The organism is Amphritea sp. 1_MG-2023 (assembly GCF_030547545.1).
GTDB lineage: Bacteria > Pseudomonadota > Gammaproteobacteria > Pseudomonadales > Balneatricaceae > Amphritea.
Genome location: NZ_JAUOQE010000021.1, coordinates 1 through 21,438, shown reverse-complemented (window position 1 = coordinate 21,438; position 21,438 = coordinate 1). Strand labels below are relative to the sequence as shown.

Sequence of the window (21,438 nt, the reverse complement as noted above, 5' to 3'; positions counted from 1 at the left end):
GTGCAGCCCTGATACGCTACAAACATCCCGCATGAGCTGAATTCATACTATACTCTGGTTCAAACAATAATTTCTGAGGTTGCCAGCATGATCGAACTTCGACACCTGAAAACCCTTTCTGCTTTGAGGGACGCTGGCAGCTTGGTTGAAGCAGCTGAACGCATCCACCTGACACAGTCCGCTCTTTCGCATCAGATTAAAGACCTTGAAGATCGACTCGATTGCTCGCTATTCATTCGTAAAACCAAACCTATCTGCTTCACCAGTGCCGGACAACGCATTCTCAGCTTAGCGGAAGAAGTGCTGCCGATGATACGTAATGCAGAGAGAGATATCGCTCGCCTTGCCGGAGGAGAAACCGGACGCCTCAATATCTGTATCGAATGTCACAGCTGCTTCGATTGGTTAATGCCGACGATCGATCATTTCCGCCAAAACTGGCCTGAAGTAGAGATGGATCTAACCACTGGATTTAGCTTTCAGCCGCTACCGGCTCTGACACGAGGTGATATCGATTTGGTTGTCACTGCCGACCCTGAAGAACGCAGCGGTATAACCTACATCCCGTTATTCAGCTATGAATCCGTATTAGCCATCAGCAAACAACATCAACTGGTTGCCCGCAAGGTCATTCAACCACAGGATTTAGAGCATCAAACGCTGATCACCTACCCTGTTGAACAACACCGACTGGATGTGTTTAAACATTTTCTCGATCCTGCCGGCGTTGAGCCCGCTGAGGTTCGCACCTCTGAACTCACCGTGATGATTATGCAACTGGTTGCCAGTGGTCGTGGTGTTTCCGCATTGCCAAACTGGGCCATTCATCAGTATATCGAACAGGACTACATTACCTCCCGCCCCTTCGGCGAAAAAGGTGTCTGGTGCACGCTCTATGCGGCCATTCGAGATGAACAGAAAGATGCTGATTTTATGATCGATTTCCTTAACACCGCTAAAGAGATCACCTTCCGCAACCTCAGTGGTATTAAGTCCGCTTAATGAACCATCAATGTAAAGCTCGGCAACTCGAGACCGTAAGACTGGATAACGAATCAGCCGAGTTAACGCTAGGCTCGGTCAATACGGCGACCACTTTGCTCTACTTACCCACCGCACCGAGTATCGATCCGCAACAGCCATTAGACTACCGCAGACTCTGTGAGTTAAACGGTAATCACTGGCGTAAGATCCTCATTATCCTAGCCAAGCTACAAGCCCCTAATCTCGATTGGCGACACTATCGTGATCAACAGCTATTACAACAGCATGAAGCCATCTGTTTTAGTCAGCACTTACTATCAAAAGAAAACCCGCAGCCGCTACATATTATTGCCGGCAAAGCGAGCTGGCAACGGCTTGGCTTGACCCCTCAGCAGTTTACCCCGCTGGATGAAAACCACCGATTACTCCAGCGAGATAATATTATTCTCACCCCTTACCCTGATTACCGGCAATTTCCGAATCAGTTAATTGAACAGCTCAGACCTATTATTCAAGCATTCCGATCTTAGCCTTGCCACTCATCCAGTACTTCTTGCGCGGCACGGAAAGCCTCCTGTGCCGCCGGTGCACCACAATAGACAACGGAGTGTAATAGCACTTCCTGAATTTCTGCAGGGGTACAACCATTATTGAGCGCGCCCCGCACATGACCTTTCAATTCAGCCGGCGCTTTTAAGGCCGCCAGCATAGCAATAGTGACAAGGCTGCGAGTAGCACGGGACAAGCCCTCTCGTTGCCAAGTTGATCCCCAAGCGTGCTCATTGATCCAATCTTGCAACGGTGCGGTCAACTCAGTGGTACTCGCCTGCGCCCTAACGACAAACGCTTCGCCCATCACCTCGGTACGCACGTTCAATCCATTCTGCTTATCTTGTTCTGACATAACCCCTCACTCAATATACTGATTTTTATCGCTAATTAGACGCTGAGATCCCGCTTCTCTGAAAGCCTCGAAGGGCGGATATTAGAATGGTCATCTACTTTGTCAGCCAGCTTGAAAAGGTCCAGACATTTCGCTGCACTGGCTTTCGCGTATCTGGCCATTCTAATGTCCGCAGAGAACATAACAGACTTATTCGCACCTTCCCTAACACTCGGCTCAACAAAATACGTTCTCAAGTAAACCATCATTAGCCGATGGAAAAAACGGTCATTCAAAAAGCTGAAGAGAAAACATTCATCAGTCGCCGATCACTCACCGGTGATTTTCCCGTAAATGAGGCAGATGAATAGATTAAAAGACCACATTCTCAGCTTTCAACCCTTACCTACAAAGACGAACAGCGCTAAACTAAGGGGTATTAAAAACCTCTCAATAGTCTCCTTTCAACGTGGTATTTTTTGATGGATAACTGGTCTCCAGAAAGCTGGAAAAGCAAACCCATTCTGCAACAACCTGAATATCAGGATAGTGATGCGGTCACACAGGTAGAAACTGAACTCGCTCAATTACCCCCCTTGGTATTTGCCGGTGAAGTACGCTCACTCCATCAGCAACTGGCTGATGTCGCAGAAGGTAAAGCCTTTCTCCTGCAGGGCGGCGACTGCGCTGAAAGTTTTGCTGAATTCAGCGCCACCAATATCCGCAATACCTTTCAGGTACTGTTACAAATGGCGGTTGTCATGACCTTTGCAGGCAGTTGCCCTGTGGTTAAGGTTGCCCGTATAGCGGGGCAATATGCTAAGCCCCGCTCGGCAGGTACGGAATCCATCGGCGGTATTGAGCTACCCAGCTATCGCGGCGATATTATTAACGATATCGCGTTTAATGCAGCCGCCCGTCAGCCCGATCCACAACGCCTAATCCGCGCTTATCATCAATCTACATCAACGCTCAATCTGATGCGGGCGTTTGCACAGGGTGGCTTTGCTGATCTCCATAAAGTACATCAGTGGAACCTTGGCTTTGTGCAAAAAAGCCCACTACGGGAAAAATATCAGCACTTAGCGAATCAGATCGACGATACTCTGGCCTTTATGCAAGCCTGTGGCGTCAATAGCAATAGCGTCCCGCAACTGAAAGAGACCTCGGTTTATACTTCTCACGAAGCCCTACTGCTCAATTATGAACAGGCTCTCACTCGTCAAGATAGCCTGACAGATCGCTGGTATGACTGTTCTGCTCATATGCTTTGGATTGGCGATCGGACACGACAACTGGATGGCGCACACATCGAGTTCTTACGCGGCGTGGAAAACCCCATCGGCGTTAAGGTTGGCCCAACCATGAAGCCTGATGAACTGATTCAACTCATTGATGCGTTAAACCCAGATAATCTCCCTGGTCGTTTAACATTGATTAGCCGTATGGGCGCTGAGAATATCACCGAACTGTTACCACCATTAGCACGTAAGGTAAAAGAGGAAGGTCGGCACGTTGTCTGGAGCTCAGACCCAATGCACGGCAACACAATGAAAGCCAGCAGCGGTTATAAAACTCGCAGCGTCAACAGCATTCTTAAAGAAGTAAAAGGTTTCTTCGAAGTACACCGTGCAGAAGGCACTTATGCCGGCGGCGTTCACTTTGAAATGACCGGTCAGAATGTCACTGAATGTGTCGGTGGTGCTTATCAAATCACCGAAGAAGGCTTGGCTGATCGCTATCACACCCACTGTGATCCACGCTTAAATGCAGACCAAGCACTGGAATTGGCGTTCCTCATTGCTGATACATTGAAGCAGTCGCGGCAACGCTGATGCCCCCTTATGCAGAGCTACAGCAGCTACTCTTAAACATAGAAGCGGAGATGCGAGCCTGGTCACTCTGGACCGCAACTCCGCCAGCGACACACGCTCTGCAAAGCGTTACACCATTCTGCATTGATACTCTAAGCTTCTGGCAGTGGGTGCAATGGATAATGGTGCCGCGCTTTCAACAGTTAATCGAGCAACAACAACCTCTACCCCTCAATAGCCATATGGCGCCGATGGCTCGTGAAGCGGTTATTCGTCATGCGATCAAAAGCAGTAAACTGATCGAATATTTTAGCGAACTCGATCAACTACTTGCCACACCTCACCCATAGCGCGCCCTTAATCAATCGGCTGATTGCCTGTGCATTCAGCCAACGGATCTCTCAACTCACGTATCAGCGCCCCGTTGAAACATCAAATAGAAGCGATACTTATACCCATGTAACATCGCCTCAGAAACTCATCGACTAAACGGCGCCTTATCCCAACTGCCTACAAAAACTCAGCCTGTCATAGCTCAATTAATTATCGATATTGATCGTTAGGGTTACTGTATCTGCCAAGCCCACACTGTTAAAATAGCCGGCGTTTTCACCTCATCAGGCACAGGCAGCAGAATGGCACATTTTGAAACACTGACAGATTTTATTCGTCAAACTGACGCGCAGTTCCGCATTCTCGATATGGGCCGCTGCATCAGCAAGTTATCGCCCGATAACTTCCGCAAAGTCGAGATGGGTCAGGTTCCCTATCCCAAACCCTTTCTGCACCAAGCTTGGATCGCTGTGCTTATGTGGAACCCCAAACAAGCGAATGAAAATGTAGTCTGGTTTCTAAAGTTACCATTAGATGAACAAGGTTACCTCGTACAGGCGGCACGGGATGACTTTCTCCATCGCCTGTTACAGAACCTCAGCAACAGCATGGGCAAAGGGCCGCTGAATCAGCCCACCGATGCAACCGAGTATCGTGATGCGCTAAAAGACAATCCCTTTAGCTTTACCCCTGATCAGGAAAAAATGGCCGCCTTTCACGCCACTGCCACCCTGATCACACGGCAACCCGCATCATCATTTTATACGGCGGCAAAACAGTATTTTCAGGGAAAAGCTAACCTCCAAGACTGGGATAAGCTGGGTTACCAAGGCATCGCCGACTATGTTATTCGTCATCAAGAGGATAATAATGAGGCAAAACTAGCTGAAATTTTCCCTCAGCTACCGGATGCTCCCTTAGAAGCAGCCTGTACCTTTCTCGAACATATTCAACCCGGCGAAGCCTTGAGCAACGCAATTCGTCAACGCTTAGCACTGAGTGTGAGCGAAGCGACCGTGTCTGCCAACCAGATTGGGGCGCTAGTCCGCGCTATCTCTCAGACACCGGAAGATGAACAAAAAGTCGCCGTACTAAGTCAAGTATTGGCAAGCCACTATGGACGAGAAGCAGAAGTGATTGCGGCACTCGCCAGCCGCTGTTGGGCAAGCCTACAATACCCGCAACTGCTCAAGCTTTTTTTAGAAACGCTCGCAGACAATAATGCCGGACAAGCGTGCTTTAATCGAGTGATGGCGGATTTGATGTTTATCCCCACCTTACGCGCTCTCAGCCTACAACAGTTCCGTGCTTTGGACCGCAGTGAGGCATTGAGCCGCGCCATCGGTGCTATGTTTGGTGATGGCTTTATCTAAGGAAGGCTGCTACCTTAAACGCCGTCTCTAACCATCAGCATCCATGGAATAACCGATATCTCGGCCATGGATGCTTGCTACCCCAGTGATATGAGCGCGCTCAAGACTCAGGCATAAAATGCGCGGCACAAATCTTATTACCTGACGGATCTCGCAAATAAGCCAAATATAACTGTCTGCTGCCGTTCATGCGTATTCCTGGCGGCTCTTCACAAGTCTCACCACCGGCGGCGATACCCGCCGCATGCCAAGCATCAACTAATTCGGGGGTGCTAGCAGCGAAGCCCGTCGTCGCGCCATTGCCATGACATGCCGGCTCACCATTGATAGGCTGAGTCAGGGCAAAAATGCCCGTATCACTGAAGTAAAAATAACGTCCTTTAGAATCTAAAACGCCGGCCTCGTAGCCCAGCTCGCCGAGAATCGCATCATAAAAAATTCTCGATTTTTCAATATCATTGGCACCCAGCATGACATGACTAAACATCACTAAAATCCTTTGTTATTAGAAGCACGCTAGCATCAGCTGCATTGCGTTTATTGTTTTCATTAAAATTAACACTTTTTAATCCATGGGCGCCACTCTTCAGACGCCACTATTCGCCCTATACTCTGCAGCCAAACCCGATGATCAACCTCTTTGATCATCGCTCTGAGGGATAAACGCGTATATCGATCGATAGGTTTAGCAGCGTCAACAGGCACATCAATTACTGATAATCATCCGGTAACTGAACACTTAAGCCCCAACTCTCGGCCCGCTGCTGACTCGCCTGACGAAACCGTTCACGTACCTCGGTACCCGCCGGTTTGGTGAGATAAAACAGTAAGGTGCTCGCCTGTTCTGGCGTAATATTTTGTTCTTCACCCCAGCTCTGTATGAACGCCACCAAGGTGTTATCGCTTTTATCTTCCAGCGCCACTGGCACGTCGACACTGAGGTCTTCACCGGCACGTACTCGACGACAGATCACTTGATAGTTATACCGAAAATCGGGAAACACTCGATCTTCGGTCTCACTGCGCAATCGAAACCAACCGGTGGCTTTGCCCGCATGATAGAGTGCTATATGCGTCCACTCATGCTGAGTGGGATGGTCGGCATAACGACAGACTTCTTCATAAGCTATTTTTGCAGGCGGCAAACCAAAGTCGCCACTCTGCTCATTCAGAATAGTGATAAATTCTGAAATAGTAGGCATCCAAGCGAGGGTTTCCTTACAGCGATTGATGGCCGATACCAGCTCCGCCTCGCTGTAGCCCTGCATACTCAACGCCCACTCACGCTTAGCGATACGGATCTCATCTTGGGTTTCAAAACAGCTTTTAAACTTGTGTCCGTAAATCGCCATAAAACGAGCGAACAGCATATTAATGAGAGTCTTGGTTTCGTTATTGATTACCGTGGTTTCAGCAGCACCGGGATCACCAGTCGGTGTCCTTGATGTCCATGATGGCTGCGGTAACCCGCTTGCGCTTTTCCCGATTATCTGGGCGGGTGTTTTCATGGTTGACGCCTTTATTTGCTTCGTCTGCACGCTGTTTGCGGGCATCGCGTGTTTGTTTATTAATCCATTCTCGCTTAACCCAAGCGAGGAACTTCTGATCCCAATTAGACTCTTTACGATCTTTATCTAGCCAGTAGAGTATGAACTCATCTAGCAACTGTTCCGCAAAGGGTTCAGGAATGCTGTGACGCGGTAACATATCCAGTAATGTTCGTGATGGCTTCCAGCCTAAAAACATCGCATGCAGCTTTTGATTTTTCTCTTCAATCTCATTCAAGCGACTCGCAAAATCATTTTCAGGCGTGGTTTGACGGCTCGGTGTCACCTGACGGCTTTTCGACCAACCAATACTACCACCAAATGTTGGCGCAGGCCCCAAACGACGTGGCTGTGCTTGCTGAACACGACGACTGATTTCATTACGTTCGGGCGGTTGTTCCACCACCGGCAACGCTTGAACAGTCACCGTGTCAGGCACTGCAGGCTCGGCTGACTCATCAGCATGTCTGGCTGAAAAACTGGGTGTCTCACTACCCCCATCAAGCTGATCACTATCCATCACCAGTGCTAACTTAATAGCGCGCCCATGCCCGAAAGAGGCCTGAATATAGCCTTGAGACACTAAACTGCTCGTCACCATCGCCAGTTTATCTTCATCCCAAAAACTAACGAGTGATAGCCATTCTGAACGACTCAATACCGCTGCAGGCACTCCTGACTTATCGGGCAAACCGTGTAATTGAATATAGTCGTGATATATAGCCAGAAGAATCGCTTCATCAGAGCCTACCGTACGGGCCAACGATGGATAAAACAGTACGGGTTTTTCCGGAAAGCGGAAACTCATAATGATTCCAATAAACTTACGCAAAGAATAACAACAGGGCCGTCAACTAAAGCGAATGCGTCAACGCTTGCGTCAATGCTCATATGAATAAAACACGATCGTTGCTATCATACAGCAACCGTTACCGCGTATAAAAAACACAATTCAACAGCCCCGATACAAACCGGATCAGCCATCCTGAGCAAATTGCCCAACCGCACGTAATACATCGCAGCGACTGATCTGGCCGATGAGTTTACCATTGTTTAATACCGGCAAGCGACGTGTTTTATTGCCAATAAACTCCGCCGCCACTGAAATAATGTCGGCATCATGAGCAATCGTCACTACGTCAGTGGACATGTAATCGCCAACCCTACCGCCCATCTCTTCTTCATGATAGGTCAGTGTTAAAATCGCTTTTAAACAATCGGCTTCAGACAGTAAACCCACCAATCGCCCCTCTTGATTGAGTACCGGCGCGCCGCTAATACGGTACTTTAACAACTGATTTATCGCATCGAACAGGTCGGTTTCAGGAGTAAAAGTAATGAGTTGTTCAGCCATATAATCGCTAGCTTTAACAGATCGCAACATTAAAAATCCTCCAAGCGGATATAAGATCATCATACAAGCCGGCATTCCGGCTGTCATTTTAGTCTAGCTCAGGGCAGCGAAACACACATCATTCTAGTCCTGTCCATTAGACGTATATCAACCTCATCAGTAAAAGTAGTCCGTAACGATACATAATGCTGCAAATAAAAATAATGACTCGATGCCTATCTTCACGCTCACTGTAGGATTAACATCGCGTAGCTGCATCACGCGTTACCGCATCGATGAGGATCACTGATCACAATAACGCACTCACAACACCTCTTGATGAATAATAGCATCAGCCAAGCCTACGATTGAGACGCCTCGCGTTGATAACAAAAAATGACGAGGCGATGTACAGATCATCCGTTTCTCTGTTATAAACACACTAAAAACACCATTCTTCTTGGCAGCTAAGCAAGTCTCTGTCATCAGAACGGGGAGCAAAGCAAAGATGATTTCCACCCCAGAACGAGCCACCACATTACAGGCACGCAGATTGGGTATCGATACCCGTCAAGAACCTATTATTTATCTCAGAGCGGATAGCCCTGTGTGTCGCTCTGAAGGTTTCTCAGCCCTATCACGGGTACTCGTGCACACTGAACACGGCAAGATTATTGCCACGCTTAATATCATTACCGGCGAAATGCTACGCAGAGGACAAATTGGTTTTTCCGAATCCGCTTGGCTCAGGCTACAGTTAAATAATGATGATAATGTCTGGCTATCTCACCCTCGCCCCGTGCAATCCCTATCCCATGTGCGGGCCAAGGTTTACGGTCATACGCTTAATAAGCAGCAGTTCCAAGAGATCATTAACGATATTGTTGATGGGCGTTATGCCGATGTACATATTGCCTCATTCATCACCGCCTGTGGCGATGACAAACTCAGTGATACTGAAATTATAGCCCTGACTCGAGCGATGATTGATTCTGGCAGCCGTATCGATTGGGGCCAGCCAATGGTGATCGATAAACACTGTGTCGGCGGCTTACCGGGCAACCGAACGACACCCATTGTGGTCTCGATTTTAGCCGCCAGCGGCTTAACCATGCCAAAAACCTCCTCGCGCGCGATCACCTCCCCTGCCGGCACCGCTGACACGATGGAAACCATGACCGATGTCAGCCTATCCTTGGAGCAGATGAAACAAGTGGTCAAACAGGAAGGAGCCTGTCTCGCCTGGGGTGGTTCGGTGCGCCTAAGTCCTTCCGATGATATCTTGATTCAGGTCGAAAGAGCTTTGGATATCGATAGTGAAGGACAGTTGATTGCCTCGGTACTATCGAAAAAAATTGCCGCTGGCGCAACCCATGTCTTGATCGATATTCCTGTCGGCCCTACCGCCAAAGTACGGACGCAAAAAGCAGCCGATAAACTCGCCGCCTCTTTTACCACCGTCGGCGAACAACTCGGCATTAAAATTCAAATCCTGTACACCGATGGTACGCAACCCGTTGGTAACGGCATTGGGCCAGCGCTTGAGGCTAAAGATGTGATCGCAGTGCTGCAAAATAATGCTCATGCACCTCAAGACCTCAAACAACGAGCCTTAACCATGGCCGCCACCATGCTAGAAATGGCCGGCGCTGTCGAGGCCGGCTGTGGTATCGATAAAGCGACTCAGGTGCTGGAAAGCGGCCAAGCGTGGAAAAAGTTTATCGCCATCTGTGTGGCGCAAGGCGGTATGAAGCAACCGGACGAAGCTCACTATTTATATAAGTTGATGGCCGATAGAAACGGCATTGTTGCTCGAGTCGATAACCGACGCTTAGCACAGATCGCAAAGCTCGCCGGAGCCCCCATCGATTTGTCCGCCGGCTTAGAGATTCATGTAAAAGTCGGTCAGCAGGTTAATATCCACGATCCCTTACTCACCATTCATGCTGAAAGTTCCGGCGAGCTCAACTATGCCGTCGAATACTTGGAAAACCATCCCGACATTATCCATCTGAGCACCGAAAAGAACGCTTAAGGCAGCCCTTCAGGAGAAGTATTGATGAACACTATTCTACTAAACCTAGAATCCGATCCGGCGCTAGCCACTCAGTTGTGTCAAGCACTCAATGCCCAACTCGGCGATATCGAGCTGCGTCGCTTTCCTGATGATGAAAGCTATCTGCGGGTGCTGACGGATTGCCAAGGACGTGATGTGGTTATTTTTTGTAACCTCTATCAGCCGGACAATAAAATCCTGCGCTTAATTCTCCTCTGCGATGCGTTACGCCAAATGGGGGTGCGCCAAATCGGTTTAATCACACCGTATCTTGCCTATATGCGTCAAGATAAACAGTTTCATGCCGGTGAGTGTGTGAGTTCTCGGCCATTTGCCAAACTGATCTCGGCAAGCGTCGATTTTTTGGTGACCGTCGATCCTCATCTACACCGCTATAATTCACTCGATGAGATATACAGTATTCCTTCACAGGTGGTACATGCCGCCCCGCTGATTGCCGACTGGATTAAAGAGCATATTTCTAAGCCCTTACTGATCGGTCCGGATAGTGAAAGTGAGCAGTGGGTTTCCCAGGTTGCCAAGCTCGCGGATGCTCCCTTTCAAGTGTTAAATAAAATCCGCCGTGGTGATTATGATGTGGAAGTCACCCTACCAGATGTTGAGCGCTGGCGTCAGCATACCCCGGTATTAGTCGATGATATTATCTCTAGCGGCCGTACCATGCAGGAGACCATCACCCATTTACACAATGCTGGAATGCCTCGCACCACCTGCATTGCTGTACACGGCATCTTTGCCGCAGAGGCTTATCCACAACTTAAAGACGTTGCCGAGGTGATTACTAGCCGCAGTATTCCTCATCCTAGCAATCAGATTGAAATCGCCTCGGCGATAGCTATCGCTACTCAAGCACTGCTAGACCGATGAGTCGAGTGTTGCTGCCTCAAGGCGAGCTCATACTAGAGCCCGACTTTATCGATTCACAGAGTGCGCAACAACTCTATCAAACCCTTGTCAACGAGCTTCACTGGCAGCAACCCAACATCCGTATGTTTGGTAAACAAGTGAGTATTCCACGGTTACAATGCTTTCAAGGCGAGCCTGGGATACGCTATCGCTATTCTGGATTAACCTTGCAAACAGAGCCCTGGCATCCGTGCATCAACGAGATCAGGCAACGTATCGAAGCGTTTAGTCAGCAGCCGTTTAATTCTGTACTGATTAATTATTATCGCAACGGTCAAGATAGCATGGGCTGGCATAGTGATGATGAAGCGGAACTAGGCACAAATCCGGTGATTGCCTCGGTGAGCTTAGGTCAAGTGCGGCGTTTTTTACTGCGTCATCGCTACGACAACACCATTACTCGACAAGAACACTTGCTCAATAATGGTTCTCTGTTGATAATGGCGAGTCAGTTACAACATTACTGGCATCACAGTGTGCCAAAAACCAATCGGCCGCTAGAAGGACGCATTAATTTGACCTTCCGGCATACCCTCAACCCTGATATGCAGATGGAATAACCGATGAACGCCGTTATTGAACAATTGAACAGTCACCGATCAATCCGTAAATTCACTGATCAACCTATTCCACAAGAAACGCTGAAGGCATTAATTCAAGCTGGACAAGCCGCTGCCACCTCCAGTTTTATTCAAGCCTGCACGGTGATTCAAGTCAATGATCAAGCTACCCGTAGTCAGCTCGTTGAGTGTTCCGGTGGTCAAGTCTATGTCGGCGAAGCCCCTGTTTTTCTAGTCTTTTGTGCCGATATGCAGCGCCTTAATCTGGCCTGTGAGATGAACGATGCCGAGATGAAAGCCGGCTTTACTGAACAATTCATTACCGCCACCGTTGATGTTGCTCTGTTCGCACAAAACGTCGTTGTGGCGGCAGAATCTCTCGGTATGGGAGCCGCTTACATCGGCGGTATTCGTAATCAGATCGCACGAGTATCCGAACTATTGGAGCTTCCCGAACTGGTCTACCCGGTCTTCGGCCTATGCTTAGGCTACCCAGATCAAAATCCCGAAGTAAAACCTCGCTTACCCATCGATATCGTACTCAAACAAGATAACTATAATGACAAGGGTAATCAGGACAGCATCGCCGAATATGACAAATCCGTACGCGAATACTATCAAACTCGCACCGGCGGTAACAAAGAGATGACTTGGAGTGAACAGATGTCCGGCATGCTGGTGAAAGAAGCCCGCCCCCATATGCTCAACTTTCTGAAAGAGAAAGGCTTTTTACTTAAATAATATAAATTAGGCTGATAATTTCCGCATTTAATAGGGCCTGATCGCGAGTTCGCGGCAGGCCCGTATACGCTCAAATACACTAATTAATAAATTGACGTTCAACCCGCGCTATTTTATTTACAGGCTCGCCATAGTGAACTAACAGCTTGCTGTTGACCCTATAACGTTTCTCCGCGTTGACCTCTACCGCAGCTCAGGCTTTACATGATTTGAGTCGTGCTTAGGGAACATAACAACCACACCGTTAAATCGCTGCGTTATCCATGTATCGTTAATTGAGTAAATCCTATTCATTACTCACGGTTACGGGGATTCATTAGCAATGACCTTTACGGTAACGAAACCCATCGATTTGATAACCTAGTTCTGCCCAAATTGAGCTTAGCATTACAATCATCGGCCAAAAAGAAAGCTATTTTTATCCACCTTATGGGTAGCCACCTGAAATATGACAAACGCTATCCTGAAGAATTTAAGCAATTTAGTGATGGCCCTTATTATTCGTATTCCTCAGCGCCGACATCTACACAAAAAAACTTTCTCAACAGCTATGACAATACCATCCTATTCAGTGATACGATTATCAACACGGCGATTAAAAAATTGTCAGATCAAGCTAAGGAGTCCGCAGGGCTCTATAGCCTGACCTATATATCGGATCATGGCGAAGAGGTCTTCAACAGCATTGACTTTAAAGGACATCGACCCAACAACATCACTCCCGCGATGGTAGAAATTCCCTTTATCACTTGGTTTTCAGACCAATATCTACAAACCAATACGAAAAAGATAGAAACCCTAAAAGACAACCGCTCACAACCCGCCATGTTGGACCAGTTTTTCCACTACGCCCTTAGCTTAATGTCGATAGACAGCGACATTATTAATGCACGTAAAAACCTGTTTTCAAATCAGTATCAACCAAGGGAGAGAATCGTCTATGGAAGGAATTACGATAAAGTCATCAAAAGTGATGCGCCTTTAAAAAAGGCGGACTAGCGCCCGCCGATGGCCTAGCTAAGCACTACAGTTTGACGGACCACTGATCAATCCATTCCGCCGCCGCTTCATCTGGATCTGGCGTTTCACAGCTATCTATAAATAATGCCTGTCCCACGGGTTTGGCACCCAGATCATGCATCAGTTCGTTCATCTGTTTGCCACCTTCGGCAAACGTTTCATATGAACTATCGCCCAACGCGATAAGGCCGAAGCGAACGGCAGAGAGATCCGGCCTTCGTGCGCTTAATGCCTCATAAAGCGGCTGTAAATTAACCGGCACTTCACCCTGCCCAATCGTCGCCGTACAAATAAGAATGACATCGGGGTTACTGATAACCTGATCATAGGTCGGCTCATTCAATAAGACTGCCTGATGGCCCAGCCGCTTCAGTTGATCTACGCAATCGTCTGCTATTAGGCTCGCATTACCATAGGTTGACCCTACTACCACCCGAATTTCAGCCATTTTTCCCTCTCAGTTAATTCAAACATTCAGTTTAAAGTCATATTGCCGCTATATAGTAATGAAAACCAACCGCCGGTAATACGTTGATTTTTTGAATTCAGCATTTACCCAACTATTTCTGTCAACTATGTTATATAGGACAGTATAAAAAGGGGAACAAGACCATGCCAAATAACCATGTGGCCCATCTTCTGAACACACTGGAAGAGCAATCGATTGAAAAGAGTCAGTTGATTGATTGTAATGTTGCAATCAAAAAAGAGGACAAACTAAAGGTTCAGGCCTTAGCTGAGCTGTTTCATCTCTCTGATGAAGAACTTGTTGCACAATTACTGCATACCGTTTTACTCGATATCGAAGAGAAGATGCCATACCGAGCGGGTAATAAAATCATCCGCGTTGAAGAAGGCGATCCCGTTTACGAGGATATTGGTCCGATGCCCCGCTATATGGCAATTAAAAACCGCCTCAACCAAGCCACTAAATGTGCCTGATCAGGACTACCATTGTGTATTCGCGTCCAGTCGTGACGCCCGACAAAGCAACAGCGGGTATGATGCCCGCTGACTGCAACATCTTCAGCTACGTTCTATCTGACAAGATTGTTCAGTGAATCGGATAAGAATACTGATTGGCTGCCGAGTGTCTGACATCAACGTGATTACATCAACCGCCTACTAATCAGTCGGCGAAGGCGGCAAACTCTGAGATGACTCTCAACATCAGGTAAGCTGATTTTAGTCCACCGACTAACAATCGACTCTCGCGTCTGATGGACACAAAAAACGCGACCGAAGCCGCGTTTAGTCAAGCAGATTAACGATCAGACCTGTTCAGCAATAATCTTCTTCCATTTGGCTGGACCGGTGTTATGCACAGATACACCATTACTATCCACCGCCACTGTGACCGGCATATCTTTCACTTCAAACTCATAGATCGCTTCCATGCCCATCTCTGGGAAGGCCAATACTTTCGCATCAGTGATCGCTTTAGAAACGAGGTAAGCCGCGCCGCCAACAGCCATCAGATAAACCGCTTTATTATCACGAATAGCATCGATCGCAATAGGGCCACGTTCGGATTTACCAATCATTCCCAACAGACCGGTGCTTTCGATGATCTGACGGGTAAATTTATCCATCCGTGTGGCTGTGGTAGGGCCTGCAGGCCCTACAATTTCATCACGTACGGGATCAACAGGACCCACGTAATAGATAAAGCGCCCTTTCAGATCAACCGGCAGAGTTTCACCCTTGTTAAGCATCTCAACCATACGTTTATGCGCCGCATCACGACCGGTCAGCATTTTACCGTTCAGCAGCACTGTTTCACCGGGTTCCCAGCTCAAGACATCCTCTGGCGTGAGAGTATCCAGATCAACACGGCGCGTATTAGAGCCGACCTCAAAGGTCACTTCAGGCCACTGATCCAAGCTTGGCGGTGTCAGTACCGCTGGACCATTACCATTCAGCTTGAAATGCGTGTGGCGAGTCGCGGCACAGTTCGGAATCATACACACCGGTAATGATGCCGCGTGGGTTGGGTAATCCATGATCTTCACATCCAATACGGTTGTTAGACCACCCAGCCCCTGTGCACCAATACCGAGGCCATTCACCGCATCCATGATTTCCAGACGCAGTTCTTCAACTCGGTTTTGCGGCCCACGTTCACGCAGTTCGTGAATATCGATAGGATCCATCAGGGATTCTTTCGCCATCACCGCCGCTTTTTCTGCGGTACCACCAATACCGATACCCAGCATACCCGGTGGACACCAACCCGCCCCCATGGTGGGTACTGTTTTCACGACCCAGTCAACGATACTGTCCGATGGGTTCAGCATCACCATCTTCGATTTGTTTTCCGAACCGCCACCCTTGGCTGCCACATGCACTTCAACTTCGTCACCTTCGACGATCTCGTAGTGAATAACGGCTGGAGTATTATCTTTAGTGTTCTGACGCTTACCGGCAGGATCAGCCAGAATAGATGCACGCAGCACGTTATCAGGATGAGTATAAGCGCGACGAACACCTTCGTTAATCATATCGGTCACGTTCATCTGTGCATCCCAGGTGACGTTCATACCCACTTTCACGAACACGGTGACAATACCGGTATCCTGACAGATAGGTCGCTTACCTTCCGCACACATGCGCGAATTGATCAGGATCTGCGCCATCGCGTCTTTCGCCGCGGGGTTCTGTTCCTTCAGATAGGCTTCATGCACGCCCTGAATAAAATCAATCGGGTGGTAGTAGGAGATAAACTGCAGTGAATCTGCAATGCTACTGATGAAATCGTCTTGGCGAATTACGCTCATTATTGACTCCGCAATTTCAGGCTCTGGTCGAGGTTGAGGGCTATCTGCGTAACCCTTAACAATGTTGAGTAAAGCTTGTGTGTCACGCTAATCACAAGCTCGTTATACCTTGTTCTGTACGCCGCTTGGTAAATTCTATACGCCGTTCGATATAGTGCTGCGAAATTATACACTAATTTAACCGACTGGCGGTGTCCGGCCTTAGTATAAAATAGGTGAAGGATAGCGCTGAGGGTTCTCGTCACGAGGGCATACCTCGCTAGCAAAAATAACCATTGTGACGGTCAGTGTGTGTACTTTAGGTAGCCTGCTAACATGCCCCTTGCGTACCTCACGTCGATCGAACCGAGACGCACTCATGCACAGGGCCAAACCACTCACAGCATCTCATTTACAAACTAAGGCAGTATAACAGCCCAAACAGCATAAAAAAGCGACCACTGGCCGGCGGCAACGCAGCCCTACCAGCCGCATCCAGCTGCTGCTTATATAATAGCCAGATGATTGGCGCACTCGCCAACCACCAAAAATTAGCGATTAACCCCAAACTCCAGAGCGTTGTAGCGATGGCAATCACACTCAACAGCAACAATACATACAACATGCGCGCACGACGCAGCCCTAATCTAACGCTTAGAGTACGAATCCCCTCGTCGCGATCACTATCGATATCGCGGATCTCATTGGCCAATAACAACAATGAACTGATTAGACTCACCGGCACCGAGCGCCAAAAGATCAGCCAATTGATCTCGCCCGCTAAAATATAATAACTGCCACACACCATCAGCACGCCCATCAGCCAAAACACTAACACCACTGCCAGCCCGCGACGCTTAAAGTTAACCGGTTCGACGGTATAACCTAGCGCACCCGCCAAGCCGACTAATAATAGCGCTAACAGCCCTAGCCCCGCATAACTGATCAGATAGATGCCAACCACCGCGGCCAGCAATACACAGGTTAAGCCAATACGGAAATTACGCACCACCCGCGCTCGGGCAATGCTGCTCTTAAGGTGTTGTAGATCGGCATGATCATTAATCAGATTAACCCCCGCCTGTAACAACAACGCTCCCAATAGAATAAGAACCGCTGCTACATAACTGAAGTCGGTCTGTGATGCCGCACTGACGATACCCACTAAACAGGTAATCAAGGCCACCGAAAATGAAAAAGGCCGCAACGCACGGCCCAGTGAGTACTTATCCTGTTGCATCAACTTCAACCACATTCCTGTTTCAAAAGTACTCATATCATATCTAAAAAAGTCATAAAAAAAGGCATCTTCGGATACCTTTTGTTAGGGAAGGTGCGAATAAGACAATTACGCCTCTGGCTTACAGAGAAGCTGGAGATCAAGGCAACCGTTACAGGCATACTGGTTGTCGAAAAATGTTAACGCTGAGATCCTGCTTCTCTGAAAGCCTCGAAGGGCGGATATTAGAATGGTCATCTACTTTGTCAGCCGGCTTGAAAAGGTCCAGACATTTCGCTGCACTGGCTTTCGCGTATCTAACCATTCTCATGTCCGCAGAGAACATAACGGACTTATTCACACCTTCCTTAGCTCGTTTAGCCTTTAGTTGCCGCTTTCAAACTTAGGCGCATTGGGGAGATCGCGCATCAGTAAGGCATAATCTAGATCCACATCGATATCTAGAGGCAAGCGTACTTTATGGCCAGAACCCGGCGCACAATCTTTGACTTCACCCTTTAAGTTTTCGAGATGTTCGAGCTTGAATTTACGATTACCCGATGGCGTCATCAATTCCAGTGTATCTCCCACCATAAAGCGATTCTTCACTTCGATATCCAAAGTACCTTTTTGCTTGTCCTGACCGATTACTTCACCAACAAACTGCTGATGCACGCCGACGGAGTTGCCGGTTTCATAATTTTGATATTCATCATGTACGTGACGACGATAGAAACCTTCGGTATAACCTCGGTTCGCTAGATTTTCTAAGGTATCCATTAATCCCATATCAAACGGACGCCCCGCGACCGCATCATCAATCGCTTTACGATAGGCCTGAGCCGTCCGCGCCACATAGTAGTGTGATTTGGTCCGCCCTTCGATTTTGAGTGAATGAACCCCCATCTCTGTCAGCCGATGAACATGCTGAATCGCCCGCAGGTCTTTCGAATTCATAATATAGGTACCGTGTTCATCTTCAAACGCCGGCATATACTCACCCGGACGGGTTTCTTCTTGCAGCAAGTACATTTTATTGGTGGGCTCACCTTCTCCCAAGGCCGGCTTTGCCGCCTCATTAGGATCAAATGTCTGTACCGGAATTAGATCGCCGTTATCACTCTGAGTCGCTTCATGGGCATCATATTTCCAACGACAAGAGTTGGTGCAGGTGCCCTGATTAGGATCACGATGATTAATATAACCGGATAACAAACAGCGACCCGAATAAGCGATACAGAGTGAACCGTGGACAAACACTTCTAGCTCGATCTCGGGGCATTTCTCACGAATCTCGGCAATTTCATCGAGGGAGAGTTCACGAGACATAATGATCCGCTCGATCCCCGCCTGATGCCAAAATTTAACACTCGCCCAGTTCATGGTATTGCTCTGCACAGACAGATGAATAGGTACATCTGGCCATTGCTCTTTTACCATCAAAATCAATCCCGGATCAGACATAATCAGGGCATCAGGGCCCATCTCGATGACCGGTCTCAGATCATCAATGTAAGTTTTCAACTTACTATTATGTGGCATGATATTACTGGCCACATACAGCTTTTTCCCCTGCCCATGAGCAATTTGAATGCCCTCACGCAGGTTATCCAAATTGAAATCATTATTACGTACACGCAAGCTATAACGAGGCTGTCCGGCATATACCGCATCGGCACCGTAAGCAAAAGCGTATTTCATATTGCGCAGCGTGCCTGCTGGCGAAAGGAGTTCTGGTTTAAACATGATTCACTACATTGATAATTTAGATTTTACAGTTGGCTCAAGCCATATCCTGCAAGGGAATTTCAAACAGCGGTGTGTATATCGAACCACGCTCACCCGGTTTACTTTGAAACAGAATCACTGAATCGGCCAAGCTGAAGAGATCCAGTGACGGCCACTCGGGTGGCGGTACAAACTTATTTTTGGCGGGCAGACGACCCAACGTAATATGAGGTTCAAAGTCTTCTTCTTTAAACTCGATACCGGCCTCTAACGCAATCTCCATCATCCCTCGATTAAGACTATTCAGCTCTTCATCTTCCTGCCCCATGGCCGCAATCACCGATAGCTGCTGACTCACAGGGTAATACCCAACCGTATTGATGTGTACTTGAAACGAGCTCACATCTGACAGTTTATGGCGCGCGATACCTTCTAATTGATCAATCTGTTCGAGAGAGATATCACCCAGAAAGCACAACGTCAGATGATAGAATTCAGCATCGACCCAGTTAACCTCAATCTGCTTGTCATACTGACACAACGTATCAGCGTAATCTGCCAACCATCGGGCCACAGAACCCGGCAGGGCCAGCGCAAAAAATGCACGAATTTCCATTAAAGCGCTGTCTTCCTCGTCAAAAAATGACTGACTATTTTGCCCGTCCCGCCGAGGGATCGCAATCACTAACCTGTATAAAAAAGCAACATTTTTTATTCAAGCGTGTTGCAACACCTGCTGCGTAAGGGTAATCCCTGTATTGCCGCGAGCATCAACGCCGCCCTCAGCCTTAATCATCGGCTTTTCATAACTTTTAACGTCATTCAACTTATAGCCGCTCAATCTTCAATTGTAAATTATTCAGCTTCTGACGTATGTGCAGTAATTCTTTATTGACCTGTAAGCGAGAACCATCAATCGCTTTCACCGCTTGCTCATTCACTCGAACCCGTCGTTCAAGCGCGGCAGCACTGCCCTGTCCACTTTTTAGAGTACTCACCTGCTTAGCCAGCGCGGCTAAGCTTTTACCCTGCTCTGCCTGCTGACGCTCAAGCGACTCCGCTAATATCTGAAACTCGGTACTCAATGCTGCGCTGCTCTGTCGAATCGCCACAATCTGCTGTTGCTTATCGCTGTCTTTATCTGCCGCAACGCTCAACTGTTTATCGAGCTTCAGCAGATGACGATTAAGATCACTCAACGACTTCGTCTGTGTCTCAAGTTGCGATAACGCCCCCTTGAGTTGTGTGTCTAATTCAGCAATTTTAGGCGTATTACGTTGATGAGCGATCACCCATAGCTTAGCAATTTCAGACGCAGTCTTAGCGACGTCATCATTTAACTGCGTAAATTGTTGCTGCGTTGTTGCCGCCTGCTTCTCTACTTGACTCTGTAATGTTTCACCGGTTTGTGCCGCACTATTGCCCGCCACCAAAAACAACTGCTGCAACTCCACGATTTTCTTATCGATATTGATACGATCCGCTTGCAAGGCTTGCAACTGCTGATGCTGCAAATAACCCCAGTAAGCCAAACCGCCCACCGCCGTCGCCAATAGTAAAATAATCAGATAGCTGAGCAGATTACTACCCGAGCTTTTAACCCCAGGTTGTTGCGTCGATGCTATCGAAGGCTGACCATTCGAAGGACTCATCATCGGCTCTCGTTCCGCCGGACCAAAATTCGGAAGCTCTAGATCTCTATCCTGATCACGCATGCAAGACTCTCTATAAAACCAATATTCAGTTGATATTTATCGATATTACACTATCCGGCCATTTTTTTGCCAAAAGAAACCTCCTTTGCAACACACAAGACGTTCTTCAAAGAAGCGCTTAACTGAGGAGGGATAATCTTGTCCTACCCAGTCATCGCCTCTGTTTCGATTTTTATGGACATGCTTGTCTACAAAAAGAAGTAAAACCCCACTTTATTTCTCACTGTAGTTACAGTTGTTGTTACGGCTGCTGTTACGACTGAAGTCACAACCATCGTTACAGCTGAAATCCCGGCCAACGTCGCAAGCAAGATAGTGGCGCATATGAACTTATCTCAACGCTTAATCCGCGAACCAGCACGACAACCGATCATTAGGGAAGGTGCGAATAAGTCAATTACGCCTCTGGCTGACAGAGAAGCTGGAGATCAAGGCAACCGTTACAGGCA

The 21,438-nt window shown here is 48.0% G+C and carries 22 protein-coding genes; 11 read left to right on the top strand and 11 right to left on the bottom strand.

Annotation, left to right across the window (positions count from 1 at the left end; all coding sequences use genetic code 11):
• Window positions 1-87: 87 nt before the first annotated feature.
• Together Q4488_RS12045 and Q4488_RS12040 are read left to right on the top strand one after the other, a co-directional pair.
• On the top strand, window positions 88-1,002 hold the full coding sequence (locus Q4488_RS12045; protein ID WP_303580726.1) for a LysR family transcriptional regulator: 915 nt from the start codon (window positions 88-90) through the stop codon (window positions 1,000-1,002).
• Window positions 1,002-1,514: a hypothetical protein gene (locus tag Q4488_RS12040; protein WP_303580725.1), complete on the top strand. Its 513-nt coding sequence runs from the start codon at window positions 1,002-1,004 to the stop codon at window positions 1,512-1,514. The genes Q4488_RS12045 and Q4488_RS12040 overlap by 1 nt, the downstream gene beginning before the upstream one ends.
• Here Q4488_RS12040 and Q4488_RS12035 read toward each other — a convergent pair.
• On the bottom strand, window positions 1,511-1,888 hold the full coding sequence (locus Q4488_RS12035) for a carboxymuconolactone decarboxylase family protein (protein WP_303580724.1): 378 nt from the start codon (window positions 1,886-1,888) through the stop codon (window positions 1,511-1,513). The two genes, Q4488_RS12040 and Q4488_RS12035, sit on opposite strands and share 4 nt — an antisense overlap.
• 458 nt (window positions 1,889-2,346) lie before the next feature.
• Here Q4488_RS12035 and Q4488_RS12030 point away from each other — a divergent pair, with 458 nt between their 5' ends.
• The 3 genes from Q4488_RS12030 to Q4488_RS12020 all read left to right on the top strand — a co-directional run bounded on the left by Q4488_RS12030 (window position 2,347) and on the right by Q4488_RS12020 (window position 5,387).
• The gene (locus Q4488_RS12030; RefSeq protein ID WP_303580723.1) at window positions 2,347-3,702 is read left to right on the top strand and encodes a class II 3-deoxy-7-phosphoheptulonate synthase; all 1,356 of its coding nucleotides are present in this window, start codon (window positions 2,347-2,349) and stop codon (window positions 3,700-3,702) included.
• Window positions 3,702-4,031, top strand: coding sequence for a YqcC family protein (locus Q4488_RS12025; RefSeq protein WP_303580722.1), 330 nt, complete (start codon window positions 3,702-3,704; stop codon window positions 4,029-4,031). Before Q4488_RS12030 ends, Q4488_RS12025 begins: the two co-directional genes overlap by 1 nt.
• A gap of 285 nt (window positions 4,032-4,316) precedes the next feature.
• Window positions 4,317-5,387: a DUF3549 family protein gene (locus tag Q4488_RS12020; protein WP_303580721.1), complete on the top strand. Its 1,071-nt coding sequence runs from the start codon at window positions 4,317-4,319 to the stop codon at window positions 5,385-5,387.
• A gap of 100 nt (window positions 5,388-5,487) precedes the next feature.
• On the opposite strand, the gene Q4488_RS12015 is transcribed toward Q4488_RS12020, so the two are convergent.
• The 4 genes from Q4488_RS12015 to Q4488_RS12000 all read right to left on the bottom strand — a co-directional run bounded on the left by Q4488_RS12015 (window position 5,488) and on the right by Q4488_RS12000 (window position 8,318).
• Window positions 5,488-5,874: a VOC family protein gene (locus Q4488_RS12015; RefSeq protein WP_303580720.1), complete on the bottom strand. Its 387-nt coding sequence runs from the start codon at window positions 5,872-5,874 to the stop codon at window positions 5,488-5,490.
• Between the two features lie 223 nt (window positions 5,875-6,097).
• On the bottom strand, window positions 6,098-6,895 hold the full coding sequence (locus tag Q4488_RS12010) for a replication protein P (protein ID WP_303580719.1): 798 nt from the start codon (window positions 6,893-6,895) through the stop codon (window positions 6,098-6,100).
• Window positions 6,813-7,742 carry a DnaT-like ssDNA-binding domain-containing protein gene (locus tag Q4488_RS12005; RefSeq protein ID WP_303580718.1) on the bottom strand — a complete coding sequence of 310 codons (930 nt, stop codon included), beginning with the start codon at window positions 7,740-7,742 and terminating at the stop codon, window positions 6,813-6,815. Before Q4488_RS12005 ends, Q4488_RS12010 begins: the two co-directional genes overlap by 83 nt.
• 168 nt (window positions 7,743-7,910) lie before the next feature.
• Complete coding sequence (locus tag Q4488_RS12000) at window positions 7,911-8,318, bottom strand: CBS domain-containing protein (protein ID WP_303580717.1); 408 nt, start codon at window positions 8,316-8,318, stop codon at window positions 7,911-7,913.
• Between the two features lie 457 nt (window positions 8,319-8,775).
• On the opposite strand from Q4488_RS12000, the gene Q4488_RS11995 reads away from it, so the two are divergent.
• The 5 genes from Q4488_RS11995 to Q4488_RS11975 all read left to right on the top strand — a co-directional run bounded on the left by Q4488_RS11995 (window position 8,776) and on the right by Q4488_RS11975 (window position 13,550).
• On the top strand, window positions 8,776-10,302 hold the full coding sequence (locus tag Q4488_RS11995) for a thymidine phosphorylase family protein (protein ID WP_303580716.1): 1,527 nt from the start codon (window positions 8,776-8,778) through the stop codon (window positions 10,300-10,302).
• 24 nt (window positions 10,303-10,326) lie between these two features.
• Complete coding sequence (locus Q4488_RS11990; protein WP_303580715.1) at window positions 10,327-11,211, top strand: ribose-phosphate pyrophosphokinase; 885 nt, start codon at window positions 10,327-10,329, stop codon at window positions 11,209-11,211.
• Window positions 11,208-11,810: an alpha-ketoglutarate-dependent dioxygenase AlkB gene (locus tag Q4488_RS11985; protein WP_303580714.1), complete on the top strand. Its 603-nt coding sequence runs from the start codon at window positions 11,208-11,210 to the stop codon at window positions 11,808-11,810. The genes Q4488_RS11990 and Q4488_RS11985 overlap by 4 nt, the downstream gene beginning before the upstream one ends.
• A 3-nt stretch (window positions 11,811-11,813) precedes the next feature.
• Complete coding sequence (gene nfsA, locus Q4488_RS11980) at window positions 11,814-12,551, top strand: oxygen-insensitive NADPH nitroreductase (RefSeq protein WP_303580713.1); 738 nt, start codon at window positions 11,814-11,816, stop codon at window positions 12,549-12,551.
• Window positions 12,552-12,839: 288 nt separating this feature from the next.
• Window positions 12,840-13,550 (top strand): sulfatase-like hydrolase/transferase, encoded by a 711-nt coding sequence (locus Q4488_RS11975; protein WP_368411574.1) that lies wholly within the window; start codon window positions 12,840-12,842, stop codon window positions 13,548-13,550.
• A gap of 25 nt (window positions 13,551-13,575) precedes the next feature.
• Here Q4488_RS11975 and Q4488_RS11970 read toward each other — a convergent pair whose 3' ends face one another.
• On the bottom strand, window positions 13,576-14,019 hold the full coding sequence (locus Q4488_RS11970) for a flavodoxin domain-containing protein (RefSeq protein WP_303580712.1): 444 nt from the start codon (window positions 14,017-14,019) through the stop codon (window positions 13,576-13,578).
• 164 nt (window positions 14,020-14,183) lie between these two features.
• Here Q4488_RS11970 and Q4488_RS11965 point away from each other — a divergent pair, with 164 nt between their 5' ends.
• Window positions 14,184-14,513, top strand: coding sequence for a hypothetical protein (locus tag Q4488_RS11965; protein WP_303580711.1), 330 nt, complete (start codon window positions 14,184-14,186; stop codon window positions 14,511-14,513).
• Window positions 14,514-14,842: 329 nt separating this feature from the next.
• Here Q4488_RS11965 and Q4488_RS11960 read toward each other — a convergent pair whose 3' ends face one another.
• The 5 genes from Q4488_RS11960 to Q4488_RS11940 form a co-directional block, all read right to left on the bottom strand.
• Entirely contained in the window at window positions 14,843-16,348 is a 1,506-nt protein-coding gene (locus Q4488_RS11960) for a fumarate hydratase (protein WP_303580710.1), read from the bottom strand.
• A 391-nt stretch (window positions 16,349-16,739) separates the two neighbouring features.
• Complete coding sequence (locus Q4488_RS11955; RefSeq protein ID WP_303580709.1) at window positions 16,740-17,603, bottom strand: prenyltransferase; 864 nt, start codon at window positions 17,601-17,603, stop codon at window positions 16,740-16,742.
• 327 nt (window positions 17,604-17,930) lie between these two features.
• A complete protein-coding gene (yegQ, locus tag Q4488_RS11950) occupies window positions 17,931-19,292 on the bottom strand; it encodes a tRNA 5-hydroxyuridine modification protein YegQ (RefSeq protein WP_303580708.1) in 1,362 nt (453 codons plus the stop codon).
• Between the two features lie 37 nt (window positions 19,293-19,329).
• Window positions 19,330-19,890: an RNA 2',3'-cyclic phosphodiesterase gene (gene thpR, locus Q4488_RS11945; protein ID WP_303580707.1), complete on the bottom strand. Its 561-nt coding sequence runs from the start codon at window positions 19,888-19,890 to the stop codon at window positions 19,330-19,332.
• Window positions 19,891-20,101: 211 nt separating this feature from the next.
• Complete coding sequence (locus tag Q4488_RS11940) at window positions 20,102-20,989, bottom strand: hypothetical protein (RefSeq protein ID WP_303580706.1); 888 nt, start codon at window positions 20,987-20,989, stop codon at window positions 20,102-20,104.
• Between the last annotated feature and the right edge of the window lie 449 nt (window positions 20,990-21,438).